Origin of the sequence: Citrobacter sp. XY323 (assembly GCF_025106035.1) — a bacterium.
Classification (GTDB): domain Bacteria; phylum Pseudomonadota; class Gammaproteobacteria; order Enterobacterales; family Enterobacteriaceae; genus Citrobacter; species Citrobacter braakii.
The window spans coordinates 121,219-139,326 of sequence record NZ_JANYUK010000011.1 but is presented as its reverse complement, the minus strand read 5'-3'; the positions used below and the strand labels follow the sequence as shown (position 1 = coordinate 139,326).

Genomic DNA, 18,108 nt, shown 5'->3' with positions numbered 1-18,108 from the left:
ATTCAGGAAAGTGCCAGCGGTGAAATCCGCTGGCCAATGAATTAGTTATCGCCAAAGTGGATAACGGTACGGATGGATTTACCCTGATGCATTAAATCGAACGCGTCGTTAATCTGCTCCAGCGGTAAACGGTGGGTAATAAACGGATCTAACTGAATTTTCCCGCTCATCGCATCTTCAACCATACCAGGAAGCTGAGTACGCCCCTTCACGCCGCCAAACGCGGAACCGCGCCAGACACGCCCGGTAACTAACTGGAACGGACGCGTTTTAATCTCTTGTCCGGCTCCTGCCACGCCAATAATGATGCTTTCGCCCCATCCTTTATGGCAGCATTCCAGCGCAGCGCGCATCACGTTAACGTTACCGATACATTCGAAACTAAAGTCCACGCCGCCATCGGTAAGCTCGACAATCACATCCTGAATCGGTTTGTCGTAATCCTTCGGATTGATGAAATCGGTCGCGCCCATTTCACCTGCCAGCGTAAATTTTTCCGGATTGGTATCAACGGCCAGAATACGCCCGGCTTTCGCCTGCGCCGCGCCCTGAATCACCGCCAGGCCAATACCACCCAGACCAAATACGGCGACGGTATCACCTTCTTTCACTTTTGCGGTGTTATGGACCGCTCCGATACCGGTGGTCACGCCACACCCCAGCAGACACACTTTGTCCAGCGGAGCCTGCGGGTTAACCTTCGCCAGAGAGATCTCCGCGCAAACGGTGTATTCGCTGAAGGTGCTGGTGCCCATATAGTGATAAATCGGCTCGCCGTTATACGAGAAACGGGTGGTGCCATCCGGCATCAGACCTTTGCCCTGGGTCGCACGCACGGCCTGACACAGGTTAGTTTTACCCGATTTACAGAACTTACACTCGCCACATTCTGCGGTGTATAGCGGGATCACATGATCGCCCGGTTTCAGGCTGGTAACGCCTTCACCCACTTCAACCACAATGCCGCCACCTTCATGGCCGAGCACCGCCGGGAAAACCCCTTCCGGATCGTCGCCTGAGAGCGTAAAAGCATCAGTATGGCACACGCCGGTGTGGGTAATTTTAACCAGCACTTCACCTTTCTTTGGCGGTGCGACATCGATTTCGACAATTTTTAACGGTTGGCCAGGGCCGAATGCAACTGCTGCACGTGATTTCATTTGTCTCTTCCCATTATTGCGAGGTGATGGTGTTATTTTAGATAAGCACGCAGAAGATGGCCGATTTCAGCCATGCGCACGGCACGCTGGTCTGGGGTTGTTTCCCCGCTGACCAGTTCGTCTTTCAGGTGGATCTCAACCATTTCGCCCATCAGGCCATTGGATGCGCCGCGCACGGCGGCAATTTGTTGCAGGATAGCCAAACACGGCTCGCCGGACTCCAGCGCGCGCTCAAGCGCATCAACCTGACCGCGAATACGGCGTACACGGGTGAGAATGCGTTTTTTATCTTCGGGTGAATGCGGCATACGCCCTCCAAATACTATAAGGGGGTATACTATCAGTCTTTTTAACTAATTGTAAAATTAATAACTTGTTATTCTTTAATGAGTTGCACAAACAGCACATTTAGACATATCACCGTGTAAAGCGGTTTTAGAGCCGCAACACCGAGCGCTTTGTCGATGGATTCTGCATCGCTGAACAGTCCGGATTTTTTCTGGAGCAGCGTAACTGGATTGTCACTCGCAAAGAACAGGCAATTGAAAGACTCATGTAATTATGATCAATACGAATACCCCCGACTACAAACCGGGGGTTTCTATTTTTTAATACGCTATATATATAATAATTAGTTACTTATTCCGTAACTGCACACTCTGGCACGCGAATTTCCTTAATGAGTCTGGAAAAACTTTTTAACGAACACATTCCCTGACTATTTTTCTCTTCACATGCAATTAATTTTAAATCAACTTTGCCGGCAGGTTTTTCTAACGATAACGGTTGTATATCCCTCATATCTCTCAGCGTCTGATAAACAAATGAAACCTGAACCCAATCCGTATTATCACTGGTTCTTTTCCACTTTTCGAATACAAGCTCCCCACCAGGAGGGGTATTATCGGGTTGACCGGGCAGCGACCAGTTAAGATCTAAAGCCCCGCTTAAATTTGCAAGATTGGTATCATGACCAGCAATAAACAACAGAGATACGGGTAATTTTATGCCATACCTGTTTTCTGTTGTACCATTTGTCAATAATGCAGTGTCTATCATATCGAGTAATGGTGTGGCTCTACTACGGGCAACTTCTGGAGTTCTTTGCAAAAGATCAAACTGAGCGTTATGCAGACTTAACAAATCTCTCCATTCTTTTTCTCCCGTAATACGCCCCCAGGCTACCTGTGGCATTCCCTGGGCCTCTTGCAACAGAAATATCTCAGTCAGCGTGGAAGAAAGACTCCAGGCACCAGGTAATGATACATTGTCAGGAGTTACCTTAAGTTCAGACGGTAAAGCCTCTGGTAATGTGCATTTCGTAGACTTCTCTGTAGTCTTACATGTCTCCGATTGTGAGAAATTTAAAACATTTTCCAGGGTCCGAAACGAAGATTGATAGCGTTGGGTATACAGTTCAATATTTCCTCCGGCCCGTTCCAGAATAGCGTTTTTAACCTTCAATGTGTTAAACGAACATTTCCCCATTTTTACCGGATTAAAAAGAGGATCAGTTTTTTCTTCATCCTTCTGATAATGCACTTGAATTTGACATTTTGGTGCTAACCCAACCAGAAACGCCTCACCCGTTTTACGGGTGCGTTGATCCGTGTCTGCAATAACAGCAACCTGCCCTGGAGATGGGCACGTTTGATTATTCAACAGACCTTTGCTCGTGAACCATAAACGTTGATACTGACCTAATTCAGAAACAAGTTCTCCCCCACGAGGCGTTAGCCATCCTAACGGCACATCCCATTGTGGCCATTGATCGGGTGTAACATCTTTCATTATTGGAGTGAACTTCGTAGGTGCTCTTACTCCATGACGGCTCACTATCACAACCCGCTCAAGTTTCATACCGTTCTGCTCTTCAGCATGTATTGAGAAAGAACCGCATAAGAGAGAAAAAAATAATAAACGAATGATGAATGTACTCATTACCAGCACCACCTTTTCGTAAGTGAAAAACAAACAACTCGTATAAGCCAGTTCGATAACTGGTTCTATCAGATAGAAATAATCCTACTCCTGAGTTCACAACAATCCAACTTTTTGAATATCAACTTTGTCTCTTATCGAAGTATTAAAGGAGCGCTAATTTAGCCGCACTGGAAAGGTATCCAAGGTTATGGAATCGTTGGCAATTTACAACGTCCTGTCATTGAAAGGATAATTGATCCGGTATAAATAAGGTGGGCGGAAGCCTTGTTTGGCTATCAATTTACCCGCAGCAAATCACTGTATCTCGTTGTATAACGTGGTGAAAGCATGTCTCGCTTCATCGCCCACGGCTGCTGTATCCCTTGCCCGGCAAAGTAGAGCGTTCCTTTCCCCTTTTCAGCATTAAGAGTATCCAGTAGGTCCATCAATTTATCGCTGTTACGCCGCGGGGCGTTATTATCAAAAAGATTCAGCTGTGCAACGCCAGAGCTAAAAAAATCCCCCAGCATAACGCCCGCTTTTTGATAACGTAGCCCCTCTCGCCAAACGGCGTCCAGGCTGCGCGTGGCTGCTGTAATAATGTCCCGGCTATCCTGAGTTGGCGTCAGCAGTTTTATCGATGCGCTGTTACCGTAATAAGGTTCATTCAGGGCAAACGGACTGGTTTTGATAAACGTAGAGATAAACCGGCAGTACTGGTGTTCTCTGCGCAGCTTTTCCGCAGCACGTGAAGCATAGGTGCAAATGGCCTCTCTCATGGCGTTGTAATCCGTGAGTTTTTCACCAAACGATCTTGAGCAGATAATTTCCTGCTTATCCGGCGCAAACTCTTCCAGCGCCAGACAAGGCTCACCGCGCAATTCCCGGACGGTTCGCTCAAGCACGACGCTGAAATGTTTACGAATGAAGCGAATATCGGTATCCGCCAGGTCGAGAACCGTTTTAATGCCCATAACGTCCAGTTTTTTGCCGATACGGCGTCCGATGCCCCAGACTTCATCAACCGGGAGTGCTGCCATCAGCTTACGCTGGCGTTCAATATTTGAGAGATCCACGACTCCGCCCGTCTGTTCCTGCCACTTTTTGGCCGCATGGTTTGCCAGTTTGGCCAGGGTTTTGGTCTGAGCGATACCGACCCCAACCGTGAGACGTGTTTTCTGCAAAATGGTTGCTCTGATTTCCTGACCAAAATCCGTAAGATCCCTGCAGTTTCGCACGCCCGTTAAATCACAAAAGGCTTCATCAATACTGTATATCTCCACGCGTGGCGATAACTCCTCCAGAATCGACATCACCCTGCTGCTCATATCCGCATACAGTTCGTAGTTCGAACTAAAACAGAACACGCCATAGCGCCTGAACAGATCTTTCTGTTTGAAGTACGGAGCGCCCATATTAACGCCAAGCGCCTTTGCCTCTACGCTGCTGGCAATAACGCAGCCATCGTTGTTTGAAAGAACGACAACGGGCTTCCCTTTCAGATCAGGCCGGAATGCCGACTCACAGCTGGCATAAAACGCGTTAACATCCACCAGTGCAAACATCATCAGCCCGCTGCTTTAATGATAAATGTCACCACGCCAAATATATCCAGCGTGTCCTCGCTGCTAATCATGATCGGCGCGTAGGCGCTGTTCTCTGGTTTCAGCATCACAACCGGATGTAATTGCAGGCGTTTAACGGTGAATTCGCCCTCAACGGCGGCAATAACGATGTCTCCATGGGCAGGTTTTCTGGCGCTGTCGACAATCAGTAAATCGCCCTCGCCGATCCCTGCTCCCCTCATAGAGTCGCCAGATGATTTAACAAAATAGGTTGCGCTGGGATGCCGTACCAGCAGGTCATTGAGGTCGATACGTTTCTCAACGTAGTCCTGTGCAGGAGATGGAAAACCGCAGGGCACAAGATCGCTAAATAACGGAAAGTGTTTAATTTCGCGGCGTTCCGCAGGCTGGAAAAACAACATAATAATCTGCCTCTCATTTACTGTATTTATATACAGTAGTTTTAATAAGAGCAGCAATCAAGTAGCGAGTGTGATGAACTGGACGTTGTTTAACCATCTTGTCGGTAAGTTTTTATGATGTCTGGAAAAATAATCGGCTAAAAAAATACCCCGCATTTGCGGGGCATTACATCAGGAGCGTTTTCGCGGCATCATGCGCAGCAGCGTATTGTCCTTCCAGAAATAGTGGTGCATCAGAGCCGCAGCGGCATGCAGAGCAATAACAAAATAGCCCAGATTTGCCAGCGTCACGTGCCAGGACTTCAGCATATCCACTACATCAAAATTGGCCTCTGCCGCATGCGGCATAACGATGCCGAATGCAATCCACGGGTTACCCCGGTTGTACATCATCACCAGTCCAATAATCGGCAGAACAATAAACAGCAGATAGATAACCAGATGCCCCAGATGCGCCATTCCGGTCATCATCGGCTTCGGTTTTGGCACAATCGGCGGTGCCGGATATTTTAGCCTGACCAGCAGACGCGCCACCATCAGCGTTAAAATAGTGATGCCACAGGATACGTGCACCATGTTAAATAAGGGACGATAGCTGCGCGGGAAAAATCCGCGAAACTCCATAGCGCTGTAGGCCACAATGACCAACAAAAAGACCAGCCAGTGAATGCCAATTTGCAGGCCAGAATACTTATTCCCCATAACACTTCCTGAATAAAAATAATAATGCGTCACCATAACGGGCTTTTGTTAAAAATTCATTAACTTTTGCTCACCCGGCTTATTCGTACGCGGGATAAATTTATCAAGCTCTCGCCTTCCGGCGGAGATTCGCCTCCACCGTCTTTCATTTCCCGCGAATTCAATACGTCGTGAGTCTCTCCCCGTTTTCAATTCATTAACTATGTTATAGCTAACCTTTGCCAATGAGGGAGCATAGTAATGGAAGCACTGAGTCGTGAAGCGTTAGAAAACATGATGGAGCAAGCCGTTGCCCACGCGGCCACCTTCTCATGCTGGCCGCAGGGTGAAGCCCCCGGAGCAAAAAACAGCGATGCGGTATTCACGCCTGAACCCCGGCATACCGGAACGTCTGCTTATGATCGTGCGGTAACCGGCATTCGTGCACCAGAAATTACCGTTTACGCCCCTGCAAAACCTAACGGCACAGGGATCCTTGTTACCCCTGGCGGCTCTTATCGTCGCGTGGTGATGGATAAAGAAGGCAGCGCACTGGCACCGTTCTTTAACGCTCACGGTTATACCCTGTTTGTGATGACCTACCGCATGCCGGGCGATGGTCACGAGGAAGGCGCAAATGCGCCGCTGGCCGATGCCCAACGCGCCATGCGCTACATTCGCGCCAACGCTCATGAATGGAAAATCAACCCTGACCGTATCGGCGTGTTGGGCTTCTCCTCCGGGGGACACGTGGCCGCCAGTCTGGGAACCCGGTTTGACGAATCGGTTTATACGCCGATTGATAGCATAGACGAACAATCTGCGCGCCCTGCTTTTATGGCGCTGGTGTACCCGGTGATCACCCTGCGCGAAGATATCGGTCACCCAGGCTCTCGCCTTGAGCTGGTTGGCGCAACGCCCGAAAAGGAAGACCTGCAGCGCTATTCTCTTGAAGAGCGAGTGGATAACACAACGCCGCCGACGTTCTTGCTACACGCCATTGACGATCCGGCGGTGAAGGTGGAAAACAGCCTGGTCTTCTTTAATGCGCTACGTAGGCCAGGGGTTTCGGTCGAAATGCATCTGTTTGAACGCGGTAAGCACGGATTTGGTATTCGCGATGCGCAGGGATTGCCGCTGGCCATCTGGCCGGAATTGATGATGAACTGGATCGCCAGCAAAGTGTGAGAATTGCGCCGGGTGGCATACAGGCTCACCCGGCGAAAACTTAGGACTGCAGATACACCACCTGCGTTTGCAGATATTCGTTCAGACCGTGTTTACCGTCAGCCCCGCCAATCCCGGACTTGCGCCAGCCAGCATGAAAGCCCTGCATCGCCTCGAAGTTTTCACGATTAATATAGGTTTCGCCAAACTTCAGCCCTTTGATCGCCTTCATCGCCGTATTCAGATTCTGCGTATAGATCGATGAGGTCAGACCGTAATCGCTGTCATTGGCCATCGTCAGCGCCTGTTCCAGCGTATCAAACGCTACTACCGGCAGCACTGGACCAAACGTCTCCTCGTGCATAATCGCCATCTCCTGGCGCACGTCTAACAGTAACGTCGGTGGATAGTAATACCCTTTGCCGGAAACGGCCTTACCGCCCAGCACCACTCTGGCGCCTTCCTGCACCGCTCGTGCAACTTTCTGCTCTACACGCTCCAGCGCAGCGGCGTTAATCAGCGGCCCCATCGCAATATCATTACGCTCAGCCGGATTGCCAAACTGCACGGCTTTCATCGCCTCGCCCAGACGATTGACGAATTGGTCATAAATACCTTTCTGAACGTACACGCGCTCGGCACAGTTGCATACCTGTCCGGTGTTGATCACCCGCGAGTCAACAATTGCCTTTACGGCCAGTTCAAGATCGGCATCATCCATCACGATAGCCGGGGCCTTGCCGCCCAACTCCAGACAAACTTTGGTGATATTTTTAGCCGCCGCAGCCATAATTTTCTCACCCGCCCCGACGCTACCGGTCATGCTCACCATGGCCACCTTCGGGTTTGCGGCCAGCGCCTGACCGACCGTTTCACCACGTCCCAGTACCAGATTAAATACGCCGCGCGGCAAGCCAATATCATCAACAATTTTGGCAAAGGCGATGGCGTTATTCGGTGTAAATTCACTCGGCTTAATGACAATGGTATTACCCGTCAACAGTGCGGGAGCCAGTTTGCGGGCAATCAGGAAAAATGGAAAGTTCCACGGCAGAATGCCCGTAGTCACGCCCAAAGCGCGCTTAAACAGCAGAATATTCTCGCCCGGACGATCGCTTTGCAGGATCTCGCCTTCATAGCGACGCGCCCACTCCGCCATATAATCGATATAGTCGGCGGTAAACGAGACTTCGACCTCAGCCAGTTGCTGTATTTTTCCACCCTCCGCCACAATCAGCGCACTGATTTCACTGGCTCGCTGACGGATACCCGCAGAAATTTTGCGTAACCAGTTCGCCCGTTCAATGGCGGGCAGCGCTTCCCATTGCGGCTGAGCGCGCTGTGCAGCATCGATCGCTTTACACGCATCCTCGGCACGTCCATCGGGAATACGCGAGATCACCTCTTCCGTGGCAGGATTGACGACATCAATCCAGGCATCATCGTGCCAGGTCACAAACTGCCCATCGATATACATAGGATGTTGTACGGGTACTGACATGCGGCTCTCCTGTGATTGATTTGTTCTTAACAAGTAAAACTATTGTTAATTAATATCAATCATGCAGGTCGTATTATGGCTGGAGTGGCTGTTCTGTGAGCGGCTTCATAAAAGCGTCTGGCAAAGTGATGATGAAGGGAAAAAACAGGTGTGATTTTTGCCCGTTTGCCGCAAAACGCCGACAAACGGGCAACAGGAATTACAGAGAGCGGCTCTCCAGTAAGTCAGTCAGCACGATGTCATTTTGCAACTGCTGCCAGGCTTGCTCAACGTTCTGAGGAATATCAACATGGGCGATAAAATCGCGGCCGCACGGCCCATAACCGGTGGCATCATCACGCAGGCGAGGAAGCTCACCGGTTATGAGAGACAGATAGCGATCCACTGACCACAAACCTTCTGCTGCTGGCACAAAATCCACGCCGTCTTGCTGTTGGGTCAGCTCAGGGATGAATCCAGGGAAACTCAACCAGCGCGGCGCATGCGGCTCATCGCGGGTTACGCGCTGAAAGGTTGCCATCGTGCGACGTTGCATAGTGGGATCCTGTACCACAATGACGGTATGAATACTTTCCGTCGCCTGATTCAATAATGCACAGCTAAAACGGGCATTCTCACCGCAGTTTGTTGACTGGTCTTCCACCCAAATCTTCTCCCCCGGGATTTGCCAGAACTGATGTGCGATATCGGCAAGGATCGCCGCTTCCGCGCGCCCGGTGGTACGAATGATGTTGTAACGAGGATGCTCTGCAATCGCGTCATACAGAAATCGTGTGGAGTGACCGATGCCACCGCTAATCAACAAGGGAACCTGTTGCTCTTTCGCGATCCGGCAGGCGGCGTCGATGGTCGGAATAACCGCGTTCCCTGCCAGAATCACGCAATCTGACTGAACGGTGATATTCCCCGTAAAATCATTCTGCGCCAACCATCGCCCTACGGTATTGATCGCCGCAAGCGTGGTTGCGGAAAGTGTCGGAAACTGGCTCATACTCATGACTCCTGATCTTAATACTTTATCGGGTTGCATACCGGGCGGTGACGTCACCTTACCCGGTATGCTGTCTGGTACCGATTTATCCCGAAATCTGCTCCATCGCCTGCAAAATACGTTTATCGGAAATCGGATACGGCGTACCAAGCTGCTGGGCAAAATAGCTGACGCGCAGCTCTTCTATCATCCAGCGGATCTCTTTGACATCGTCATCTTCACGGCGCGCGGGAGGCAGTTTATTGAACCACTGCTGCCAGGCCTGCTGCACGCTATCCACTTTCAGCATCTGCGCACGGTCACGATGCGGGTCGATAGCCAGTTTTTCCAGACGCTTTTCGATAGCCTGCAAATAACGCAGCGTATCGCCCAGACGCTTGAAACCATTGCCGGTAACAAATCCACGGTACACCAGCCCGCCCATCTGCGATTTGATATCCGCAAGCCCCAGCGCCATGGTCATATCCACGCGTCCTTTCAGACGTTTGTTGATATTAAACACCGCGGTCAGAATTTGTTCGACCTGCTTAGCAATATCCACCACCGTATCGTTCAGTTCAGCCCGCACTTTTTCATGCAGCGCCGCAAAGCCTTCTTCGGTCCACACCGGACCACCGTTGGCGTCGATCAGTTGATCCACACCACAGGATATACAGTCGTCAATCAAATCCAGCACTTTACCGTACGGGTTAAAATACAGCCCCAGCTTGGCTTTGTTGGGCAGTTTCTCATGCAAATATTTGATTGGTGAAGGAATATTCAGCAACAACAGGCGGCGTAAACCGCACCACATCGCCTGCTGTTGCTCCAGCGGGTTATCAAACAGTTTGATGGCAACGCTGTCACGCTCATCCACCAGCGCTGGCCAGGCTTTTACCTTATAGTTACCGCGTTTTTGCTCGTAACTCTCCGGAAGCTGACCGAAGCTCCAGATGTGCAACCCGCTCTGTTCGATACCGTCATCCGCCACCGCAGACAATGTTTCCTGAACTTTACCCTTCAGTGCGTCTTTCAGATCCTGCAGCGAACGTCCTTCCTGCAGCTTTTTGTTCTTATCATCCACTACCCGGAAGGTGATTTTTAGGTGATCGGGCACCTGATCCCAATGCCAGTCTTCACGGTCAACGGTCACGCCGGTCATGCGGCGCAGTTCACGCTCCAGCGAGTCCAGCAGCGGCAGTTCCAGCGGCGTGACGCGGCCTAAAAACGCTTCCGCATAGTTTGGCGCGGGCACAAAGTTGCGTCGTACCGGTTTCGGCAGAGACTTAATCAGGGCGATAACCAGTTCACGGCGCAGCCCCGGAATTTGCCATTCAAAACCGCTCTCTTCGATCTGATTGAGCAGCGGGAGCGGAATATGTACGGTCACACCGTCCGCATCGGCTCCGGGTTCGAACTGGTAACTTAACCGTAGTTTGAGATTGCCCTGATGCCAGAAGTTCGGGTAATCCAGCTTACTGATTTTTTCCGCGCCCTCTTTGATGAGCATGCTCTTTTCAAAGTTGAGCAGATCCGGCGTTTCACGGCTGATCTTTTTCCACCAGCTGTCAAAGTGACGCGCGGAGACCACATCATGGCTAATGCGTTGGTCGTAAAACTCAAATAGCGTCTCATCATCAACCAGAATGTCGCGACGGCGCGATTTGTGCTCTAACTCTTCCACCTCAGCGCGTAACTTCAAATTGTCACGGAAAAACGCATGGCGCGTTTGCCAGTCGCCTTCCACCAGCGCATGGCGGATGAACAGTTCACGCGACAACGCGGGATCGATCTGGCTGTAGTTCACCTTACGGGCTGCAACAATCGGTAAACCGTAGACGGTAACCTTTTCTGTTGCCATCACCGCGCCCTGCGCACGTTCCCAGTGCGGTTCACTGTATGAACGTTTGATCAGATGCTGGGCAACCGGTTCGACCCACTCAGGATCGATGCGTGCAGCAATACGTCCCCACAGGCGGCTGGTTTCCACCAGCTCCGCTACCATCGTCCACTTCGGCGGTTTTTTAAATAGACCAGAGCCTGGGAAGATCGAGAAGCGAGCGTTACGCGCCCCGGTAAATTCCTGTTTATCGGCATCTTTCATCCCGATATGTGACAGTAAACCGGTCAGCAACGCGACGTGGATCTCTCTGTATTCAGCGGGTTCGCTGTTAACAGGAATCCCCAACTCTTTCACCACCTGGCGCAGTTGCGTGTAGATATCCTGCCATTCACGCACGCGCAGGTAGTTCAGAAAATCAAGTTTGCACTGACGACGGAACTGGTTTGACGACAGCGCTTTCTGCTGCTCGCCGAGATAGTTCCACAGATTCACAAATGCGAGGAAATCAGACTCTTTGTCGTGGAAACGGCGATGCTTCTCGTCGGAGGCCTGCTGCTTGTCCATCGGGCGCTCGCGCGGATCCTGAATAGACAGCGCCGAGGTGATAATCATCGCCTCACGTACGCAGCCATGTTTTTGCGCTTCCAGCACCATGCGCGCCAGGCGTGGATCCACCGGCAGTTGCGAGAGCTGACGACCCAATGGCGTCAGTTTGTAAGCGGTTGCCTGTTCGTCGGTGGTTATCGCCCCCAGTTCTTCGAGCAGGCGTACACCGTCCTGAATGTTACGTTTATCCGGCGCTTCAACAAACGGAAACGCCGCGATATCGCCCAGCCCCAAGGCGGTCATCTGCAAAATAACGGACGCCAGGTTGGTACGCAGGATCTCCGGGTCGGTAAACTCCGGGCGCGACAGGAAATCGTCTTCGGAATACAGACGAATACAGATCCCCTCCGAAACACGACCGCAACGGCCTTTACGCTGGTTGGCAGAGGCCTGCGACACCGGTTCAATCGGCAAGCGCTGAACTTTGGTGCGGTAACTGTAACGGCTGATACGCGCAGTACCCGGATCAATCACATACTTGATCCCCGGAACGGTCAGCGAGGTTTCCGCCACGTTGGTCGCCAGCACGATACGGCGACCGCTGTGCGACTGGAACACACGGTTCTGCTCGCTGTTGGAAAGACGCGCATACAGCGGTAGCACTTCGGTATGGCGCAAATCCAGCTTATTCAGCGCATCGGCGGTATCGCGGATTTCGCGCTCGCCGCTCATGAAGATCAAAATGTCGCCCTGACTTTCACGGCCTAACTCATCTACGGCATCAAAAATTGCCTGCAATTGGTCACGCTCGGTGTCATCTGCGTCTTCAACAATTGGACGATAGCGAACTTCCACCGGATAGGTTCGACCAGAGACTTCGATAATCGGTGCATTATTGAAATGCTTTGAAAAACGCTCCGGATCGATGGTCGCCGAAGTGATGATAATTTTTAGATCCGGACGGCGCGGCAGAAGCTCTTTCAGATAGCCGAGCAGAAAATCGATATTCAGGCTGCGCTCATGCGCTTCATCGATGATGATGGTGTCGTACTGCATCAGCAGCCGATCCTGCTGGATTTCCGCCAGCAAGATACCGTCCGTCATCAGCTTAACCATGGTGTTGTCGCTGACATGATCGCTAAAACGGACTTTATAACCGATACAACCGCCCGGCTCGGTTTGCAGCTCTTCTGCAATACGGTTCGCCACGGTACGCGCCGCCAGACGACGCGGCTGGGTATGGCCGATCAGCCCTTTTACCCCGCGCCCGAGCTCCATACAGATTTTGGGTAACTGAGTGGTTTTCCCTGACCCCGTTTCCCCGGCGACAATCACCACCTGGTTATCGCGGATCGCTTCCAGAATATCCTGTTTTTTCTGACTGACGGGCAGGTTTTCCGGGTAGCTGATGACCGGACGCGCGGCTTCACGCAGCACAACTTTACCTGCAGCCTGATCAATCTCTTTTGCCATCTCCTGGTAAATGGCCTGTTGTGCATCAGGATTTTTAACCTTCTTCACGCCCTGCAGGCGGCGGGCAAAACGCTGTCTGTCACGCAGCATCAGTGAATCCAGCTGTTGCTGCAACATGTTGAAGGTTAATTTTTGTTGTTCTGTCATAGCGTTAAAAGGCAGTGCTCTGCCGGGTTAAATCTCTTTTAGATGATAGGTATAGAGTACCACATCAGCGCTTTTCATGTGTTGTTCAATAATTTCGAACATAGGATTCGATATATTGCGCTATCACTGCGACAGGATTGTGAATAAAGTGTCAACAAGCAACGGGGCACTCCCCCTTCAAACACATAAAAGGAAACACCCATGAGCAAGGTATTAGTTCTTAAATCCAGTATTCTGGCAGGGTACTCTCAGTCTGGTCAGTTGTCTGATTATTTTGTTGAACAGTGGCGTGAAAAGCACTCCGCTGATGAAATCACCGTCCGTGACCTGGCTGCAAATCCTGTTCCGGTACTGGATGGCGAACTGGTGGGTGCGCTGCGCCCGAGCGATGCGCCGCTGACACCGCGTCAGCAGGAAGCGCTGGCGTTGTCCGATGAGCTGATTGCTGAGCTGAAAGCGCATGATGTGATTGTTATCGCCGCGCCGATGTATAACTTCAACATCCCAACCCAGCTGAAAAACTATTTCGATCTGATTGCCCGTGCAGGTGTGACTTTCCGTTATACCGAGAAAGGTCCGGAAGGTCTGGTGACGGGTAAACGCGCAGTCGTGTTGACCAGCCGTGGTGGTATCCATAAAGATACGCCGACTGACCTGATCACGCCGTATCTGAACGTATTCCTGGGCTTTATCGGCATCACCGACGTGAACGTCGTCTTTGCTGAAGGCATTGCGTACGGCCCGGAAGTGGCGTCCAAAGCGCAGTCCGATGCGAAAGCCGCTATCGACAGCGTCGTCGCTGCCTGATAATTCACCCTCTCACCATACGGTGGGAGGGTTTCTCCAGCATTTACTTCTTTACCTGCACCTGTTTGCCGTGAATGCGGTTAATATCACGCCAGATGGTTGCATAATCTCTGCACTTCGCCAGATTCTCTTCCCAGCAATGCAGCAAAAATTGTTCTGGCTCGGCAACATCCCGGCTTAACAGCTTGAATATCCAACGATTCCAGACATACCACTTGAAAAGCCACATGATTTAACTCCGCAACGCGACCGGTGTTGAACTATATCAGCCTCAGTTTGATGCCGTGTGGCAACTATTGCGATGTCGATGAATAAGTCAGCGTCGTGCCTCTCCGGTTGTGTGCAGAGAAGATTTATTATTTTCTCAACCACTTACCATTGATGCCCTGGACGTACTCCCCTGGTTTAGCCCGAGCGACCAGCTTTTGTCCGGCCATTTTCGCCACTTCATCTGGAGGAATGTTATTGCTCTCAGCCAGTTGCTGATAGCTGGCGCTGCGTGCTTTATTAATCTCACTCACCAGCGCCTGCGTTTCGGCGTCGGTTTGCAATGCCACCAGATAACCATTAAGCGTTTCGCCCACCCGCCCCTGGGATCTGGCTTCATTCAAGGTCAATGCCCACCCATTGCCACTGAATAAACTCAATGCCACCAGGATCACTGCAAGCTGTTTTTTCATCGTGACCTCAGAACAAATCGCTGCGCGATTTTAATAAGCTCTCAACGTCTTTATCGACTTTGATATGGATCTCATGCTCGATTTTGACGTTCATATTAATAGTGATCGGCTCTTTAGGCGCAGCCACTTCGATTCTGGGTGTGCAGCCGATCAGCAGAGATGAAGCCAGCAGACCCAGCATGGCAGCTATCGTTTTCATTGTTGTTCCTCACATTCCTTGCCTTCCGGGCAATGGGATTCCGGCAGCGCTGCATTTTGTTCAAGCCATGCCTGTAAATTGTCGCCAAAACGCAAACTACGCCATAGCGTAAAGACGTTTTCCTCATGGGTGTAATTCAAATTAACCGTCCCCACTTTGCCATCCACCCGGCTATTGCCAGTTACGGTTGCCTGCATGGTTAAGACACCGAGATTATCCAAATTTATTTTCGTCCAGGAATGGCTTATTTCCATATAACGCAGCCAGTTAATGGCCGCACCGGCTGCCATATTATCTTTGACGACGGCATCCGCCGTGTCTTTATCAATACGCAGCGTCATAGGCCCCGGGTTGGTCAGCCAGCCGTCTTTAATGATCCACTTTTCGTTATCCAGCCATAACGGCAACGCACCGCTGACCGGGCCAGACATGGCGAATTGTTTGGGATTAACCGCGCTGATAAGCTCGCTGGAAGAGATATTCTGCACCCGTAATAATGCCGGATCGTGCTGCGGCATCCGCAGTTGTTGCATGATGACTTTGCCCCCCAGCAGTTCGGCGCTGACATCGCTTAACAGTAACGGATTGTCTTCACTCCAGGGATACGCCCCCTGTAGATCGGCGGCGATATTTTTCACCGTCACCTGATTCACCACTTCCGCAACACGCAGTGAAATAGGTCCACGCGTACCCAGTTGCCATGCGCCTTCACTAAACCGGAAAGGCAACACAAAATCGACGCCATTAATTTGGTTATCGGGCATCCAGGCGCTACCGCCTTTTAATACCCCATGGCCGCCCGCTTCAAAGCCCTGTTCCGGGGCAGCCGAAAACGCAACCTGCGCATACAGTTCACCTTCACGTAGCTTCATTTTCCAGTCTGGTGGGATGAGCGGTTGGAATACGGTGAGCGATTGTTTTGGCCACCAGGCCTGTCCGCGCAGACGGATCCCGTCCCAACGGCCATTTACCTGTACTGGACCTATCGCGCCCGCGTGAAGCTGGCCTTTAAACTGGAAAATCGTCGGGTCGGTGCCTTCCACGCTGAACTTCAGGGTTGACGGCGGTAACACGCTCCCCCCGGTAAAGGTGGTGTTCCCTGCGTCCAGCGACAGCGCGCCGCTAAACGTCGGCTTGTTGGCATCCCGTACCCAGACGATCGGCTCGTCCATCACCAGGCGTGGGGTTTCCACCTTCATGGTGCCGTATTGCAGGTGGTCAAATCCGGTGGAGAGATCAAAAAGCTTCAGGGTGTTGTCATGCCATTCGCCCTTACCCGCCACGTCCCAACGCGCATGCATTGGCGTAAAGCTGCCTTTGCCCCAGTACCGCCACTGCCAGCGGCCCGCGTCAGGGAGAAAATCATTTGCCAGACCATCCAGATGCAATTCAAAACCGCCCATCTGGTTTTCATGCGCGCGCAATATAGCCTGCAGACGGCCATCTACGCCGCGCTGCGTTACTTTTACGCCCGCCAGCGGCCAGCGAATTTCGTCAATATCCAGCGAGTCAATCACCCGTCCACGCGAACGCAGCAGCGCTCCTGGCTCGAAAGCCAGCTGCGGGTCGTTCAGGCTTCCGGTGAGTCTGGCGGGTAATTTGGCGTAGAAGATCAGGTCACCCTGTTTCGCCTCGCCTATCAACTGTAACGGCATATCGCTACTATCCACACCCAGCTTACCCGGCCCCAGCGTTAATACGGCGTTTCCTTTACCTGCATCGCCTTGGGTCAGTATGTTCAGACGCCCGCTCACCACCGCATTTTCCAGCCCGGCCTGCCAGTTTTCAACTTTCATGCCCAACCGCCCGCTGAGCGGGAATCCCTGATAAGGCCAGTTCCAGCGACCGTCGCTGATGGTTAATTGCTGGCGGGTTATTTCCCACGGAAGATCGAGCAACGGATCGGCATTATCCCGCGTCATGACGATCAGTTGTCCGCTGTTTTCTTGCCACTCCAGTTCGGCGTCCACCAGTGAGGGCTCCTGCGGCAAGCTCAAAGTTGCAACCGCATGACCGCTCACCGGTAGTCCATCAGGAACCAGCGGCATGGTAAATTCACCGACCAGTTTTACCGGCGGTTGCCCTTCAAACGCGGCTATATCCAGCTCATTTACCGTGAGATTTTGCCCGTGCAGACGCCCCTGGAATTTCACTTTTTCACCCTGGTAGCGCAGTTGCTGGGTCGATGGCGTTAGCGAGAGAGACAGTTTTCCCTGCCACTCCTGCCAGGGGGAGAGAATAACTTTGTCGATGTTAATCCAGGTATTGGGCAGCATCGATTGCCATTCAGCCAGCGTTTTGGGCGCTGCCGGAGACGCTTCTGTCTGCGGTAATTTAGCCAGGCAAGCGGAATCCAGCTCAATAGTCCCGACATTGAGCAACCAGCGGCTGGGATGGGAAAGATCGGCCTGAGTAATGCGCGCTAGTGGGCAATCATCGACCAGATAGCGGAGTTCCGGGATATGCAGCCCATGCCGTGTCAGCCGTGGGCTCTCATCCAGCGCGATGCGCGTGCCAACAGGTAACCAGACGCCCACCAGCGTAGGAACCCATAGGCCAAGCGTCATGACCAACGTCAGCGGCACGAGAATCAATAATAAGAGAAGTGCCAGAGCGGCTTTATATTTACCCTTCATGGGTAGTTAATATCCTGATTTAGCGAAAATTTAAGCCGGTTTAGGCCAGTATTGTGGCATGTTTAACAGGATATGCCCACATTAAGAATAAATTCCCATGAAGTATATGCACTATTTATTAATCAACGGGAATTAATAAAATAATAATTAATTCAATAAGATAGCGCATTATTTTATATGGCACGCTGTTACACGTGCCGTCGGGAATATAAAAAACTCAGACTCAATGAGGCCTCAGTTCTCCATCGCTATGTTTAGGTCCTAAACGACCAGCTTCTATCAGAATTTCCTCAATGAGCTCTTCGAGGCACTCTCTACCATGATGATCGCAGACCAGATGTACCTGCCGGGAAATCTCCTCAGGTTTCATACCATCACATAATGCCGC

General features: G+C 51.5%; 15 protein-coding genes. 2 read left to right on the top strand and 13 right to left on the bottom strand.

The window, feature by feature from the left end; genetic code table 11:
• Positions 1-41: 41 nt before the first annotated feature.
• The 6 genes from N0B36_RS14785 to cybB all read right to left on the bottom strand — a co-directional run bounded on the left by N0B36_RS14785 (position 42) and on the right by cybB (position 5,772).
• Positions 42-1,160 carry an S-(hydroxymethyl)glutathione dehydrogenase/class III alcohol dehydrogenase gene (locus N0B36_RS14785; RefSeq protein WP_016153173.1) on the bottom strand — a complete coding sequence of 373 codons (1,119 nt, stop codon included), beginning with the start codon at positions 1,158-1,160 and terminating at the stop codon, positions 42-44.
• Between the two features lie 32 nt (positions 1,161-1,192).
• Positions 1,193-1,468, bottom strand: coding sequence for a metal/formaldehyde-sensitive transcriptional repressor (locus N0B36_RS14780; protein ID WP_003833178.1), 276 nt, complete (start codon positions 1,466-1,468; stop codon positions 1,193-1,195).
• 331 nt (positions 1,469-1,799) lie between these two features.
• On the bottom strand, positions 1,800-3,101 hold the full coding sequence (locus N0B36_RS14775; protein ID WP_216403845.1) for an AppA family phytase/histidine-type acid phosphatase: 1,302 nt from the start codon (positions 3,099-3,101) through the stop codon (positions 1,800-1,802).
• Positions 3,102-3,379: 278 nt separating this feature from the next.
• Complete coding sequence (locus N0B36_RS14770) at positions 3,380-4,648, bottom strand: Y-family DNA polymerase (RefSeq protein WP_029139549.1); 1,269 nt, start codon at positions 4,646-4,648, stop codon at positions 3,380-3,382.
• A 2-nt stretch (positions 4,649-4,650) separates the two neighbouring features.
• On the bottom strand, positions 4,651-5,070 hold the full coding sequence (locus N0B36_RS14765; protein WP_016153176.1) for a translesion error-prone DNA polymerase V autoproteolytic subunit: 420 nt from the start codon (positions 5,068-5,070) through the stop codon (positions 4,651-4,653).
• A gap of 171 nt (positions 5,071-5,241) precedes the next feature.
• Positions 5,242-5,772 (bottom strand): cytochrome b561, encoded by a 531-nt coding sequence (gene cybB / locus N0B36_RS14760; protein ID WP_019076843.1) that lies wholly within the window; start codon positions 5,770-5,772, stop codon positions 5,242-5,244.
• Positions 5,773-6,012: 240 nt separating this feature from the next.
• Here cybB and N0B36_RS14755 point away from each other — a divergent pair, with 240 nt between their 5' ends.
• Positions 6,013-6,939 (top strand): alpha/beta hydrolase, encoded by a 927-nt coding sequence (locus N0B36_RS14755; protein WP_049282409.1) that lies wholly within the window; start codon positions 6,013-6,015, stop codon positions 6,937-6,939.
• Positions 6,940-6,979: 40 nt separating this feature from the next.
• On the opposite strand, the gene aldA is transcribed toward N0B36_RS14755, so the two are convergent.
• From aldA to hrpA, 3 genes are all read right to left on the bottom strand, one after another.
• Positions 6,980-8,419 (bottom strand): aldehyde dehydrogenase, encoded by a 1,440-nt coding sequence (aldA, locus tag N0B36_RS14750; RefSeq protein ID WP_016153178.1) that lies wholly within the window; start codon positions 8,417-8,419, stop codon positions 6,980-6,982.
• 199 nt (positions 8,420-8,618) lie between these two features.
• Positions 8,619-9,416 (bottom strand): YdcF family protein, encoded by a 798-nt coding sequence (locus tag N0B36_RS14745; RefSeq protein ID WP_049282410.1) that lies wholly within the window; start codon positions 9,414-9,416, stop codon positions 8,619-8,621.
• A 79-nt stretch (positions 9,417-9,495) separates the two neighbouring features.
• Positions 9,496-13,398: an ATP-dependent RNA helicase HrpA gene (gene hrpA / locus N0B36_RS14740; protein ID WP_155574238.1), complete on the bottom strand. Its 3,903-nt coding sequence runs from the start codon at positions 13,396-13,398 to the stop codon at positions 9,496-9,498.
• Positions 13,399-13,599: 201 nt separating this feature from the next.
• Between hrpA and azoR the strand changes: the two genes are divergently transcribed.
• Positions 13,600-14,205, top strand: coding sequence for an FMN-dependent NADH-azoreductase (azoR, locus tag N0B36_RS14735; protein WP_006684422.1), 606 nt, complete (start codon positions 13,600-13,602; stop codon positions 14,203-14,205).
• A 43-nt stretch (positions 14,206-14,248) separates the two neighbouring features.
• Here the strand turns inward: azoR and N0B36_RS14730 are convergent, their stop codons facing one another.
• The 4 genes from N0B36_RS14730 to N0B36_RS14715 form a co-directional block, all read right to left on the bottom strand.
• The gene (locus N0B36_RS14730; RefSeq protein WP_016153181.1) at positions 14,249-14,434 is read right to left on the bottom strand and encodes a hypothetical protein; all 186 of its coding nucleotides are present in this window, start codon (positions 14,432-14,434) and stop codon (positions 14,249-14,251) included.
• A 127-nt stretch (positions 14,435-14,561) separates the two neighbouring features.
• Positions 14,562-14,885: a YdbL family protein gene (locus N0B36_RS14725; RefSeq protein WP_016156611.1), complete on the bottom strand. Its 324-nt coding sequence runs from the start codon at positions 14,883-14,885 to the stop codon at positions 14,562-14,564.
• A gap of 7 nt (positions 14,886-14,892) precedes the next feature.
• Entirely contained in the window at positions 14,893-15,084 is a 192-nt protein-coding gene (locus N0B36_RS14720) for a YnbE family lipoprotein (RefSeq protein WP_016156612.1), read from the bottom strand.
• On the bottom strand, positions 15,081-17,720 hold the full coding sequence (locus N0B36_RS14715; RefSeq protein WP_259688555.1) for a YdbH family protein: 2,640 nt from the start codon (positions 17,718-17,720) through the stop codon (positions 15,081-15,083). Before N0B36_RS14715 ends, N0B36_RS14720 begins: the two co-directional genes overlap by 4 nt.
• Positions 17,721-18,108: the final 388 nt, after the last annotated feature.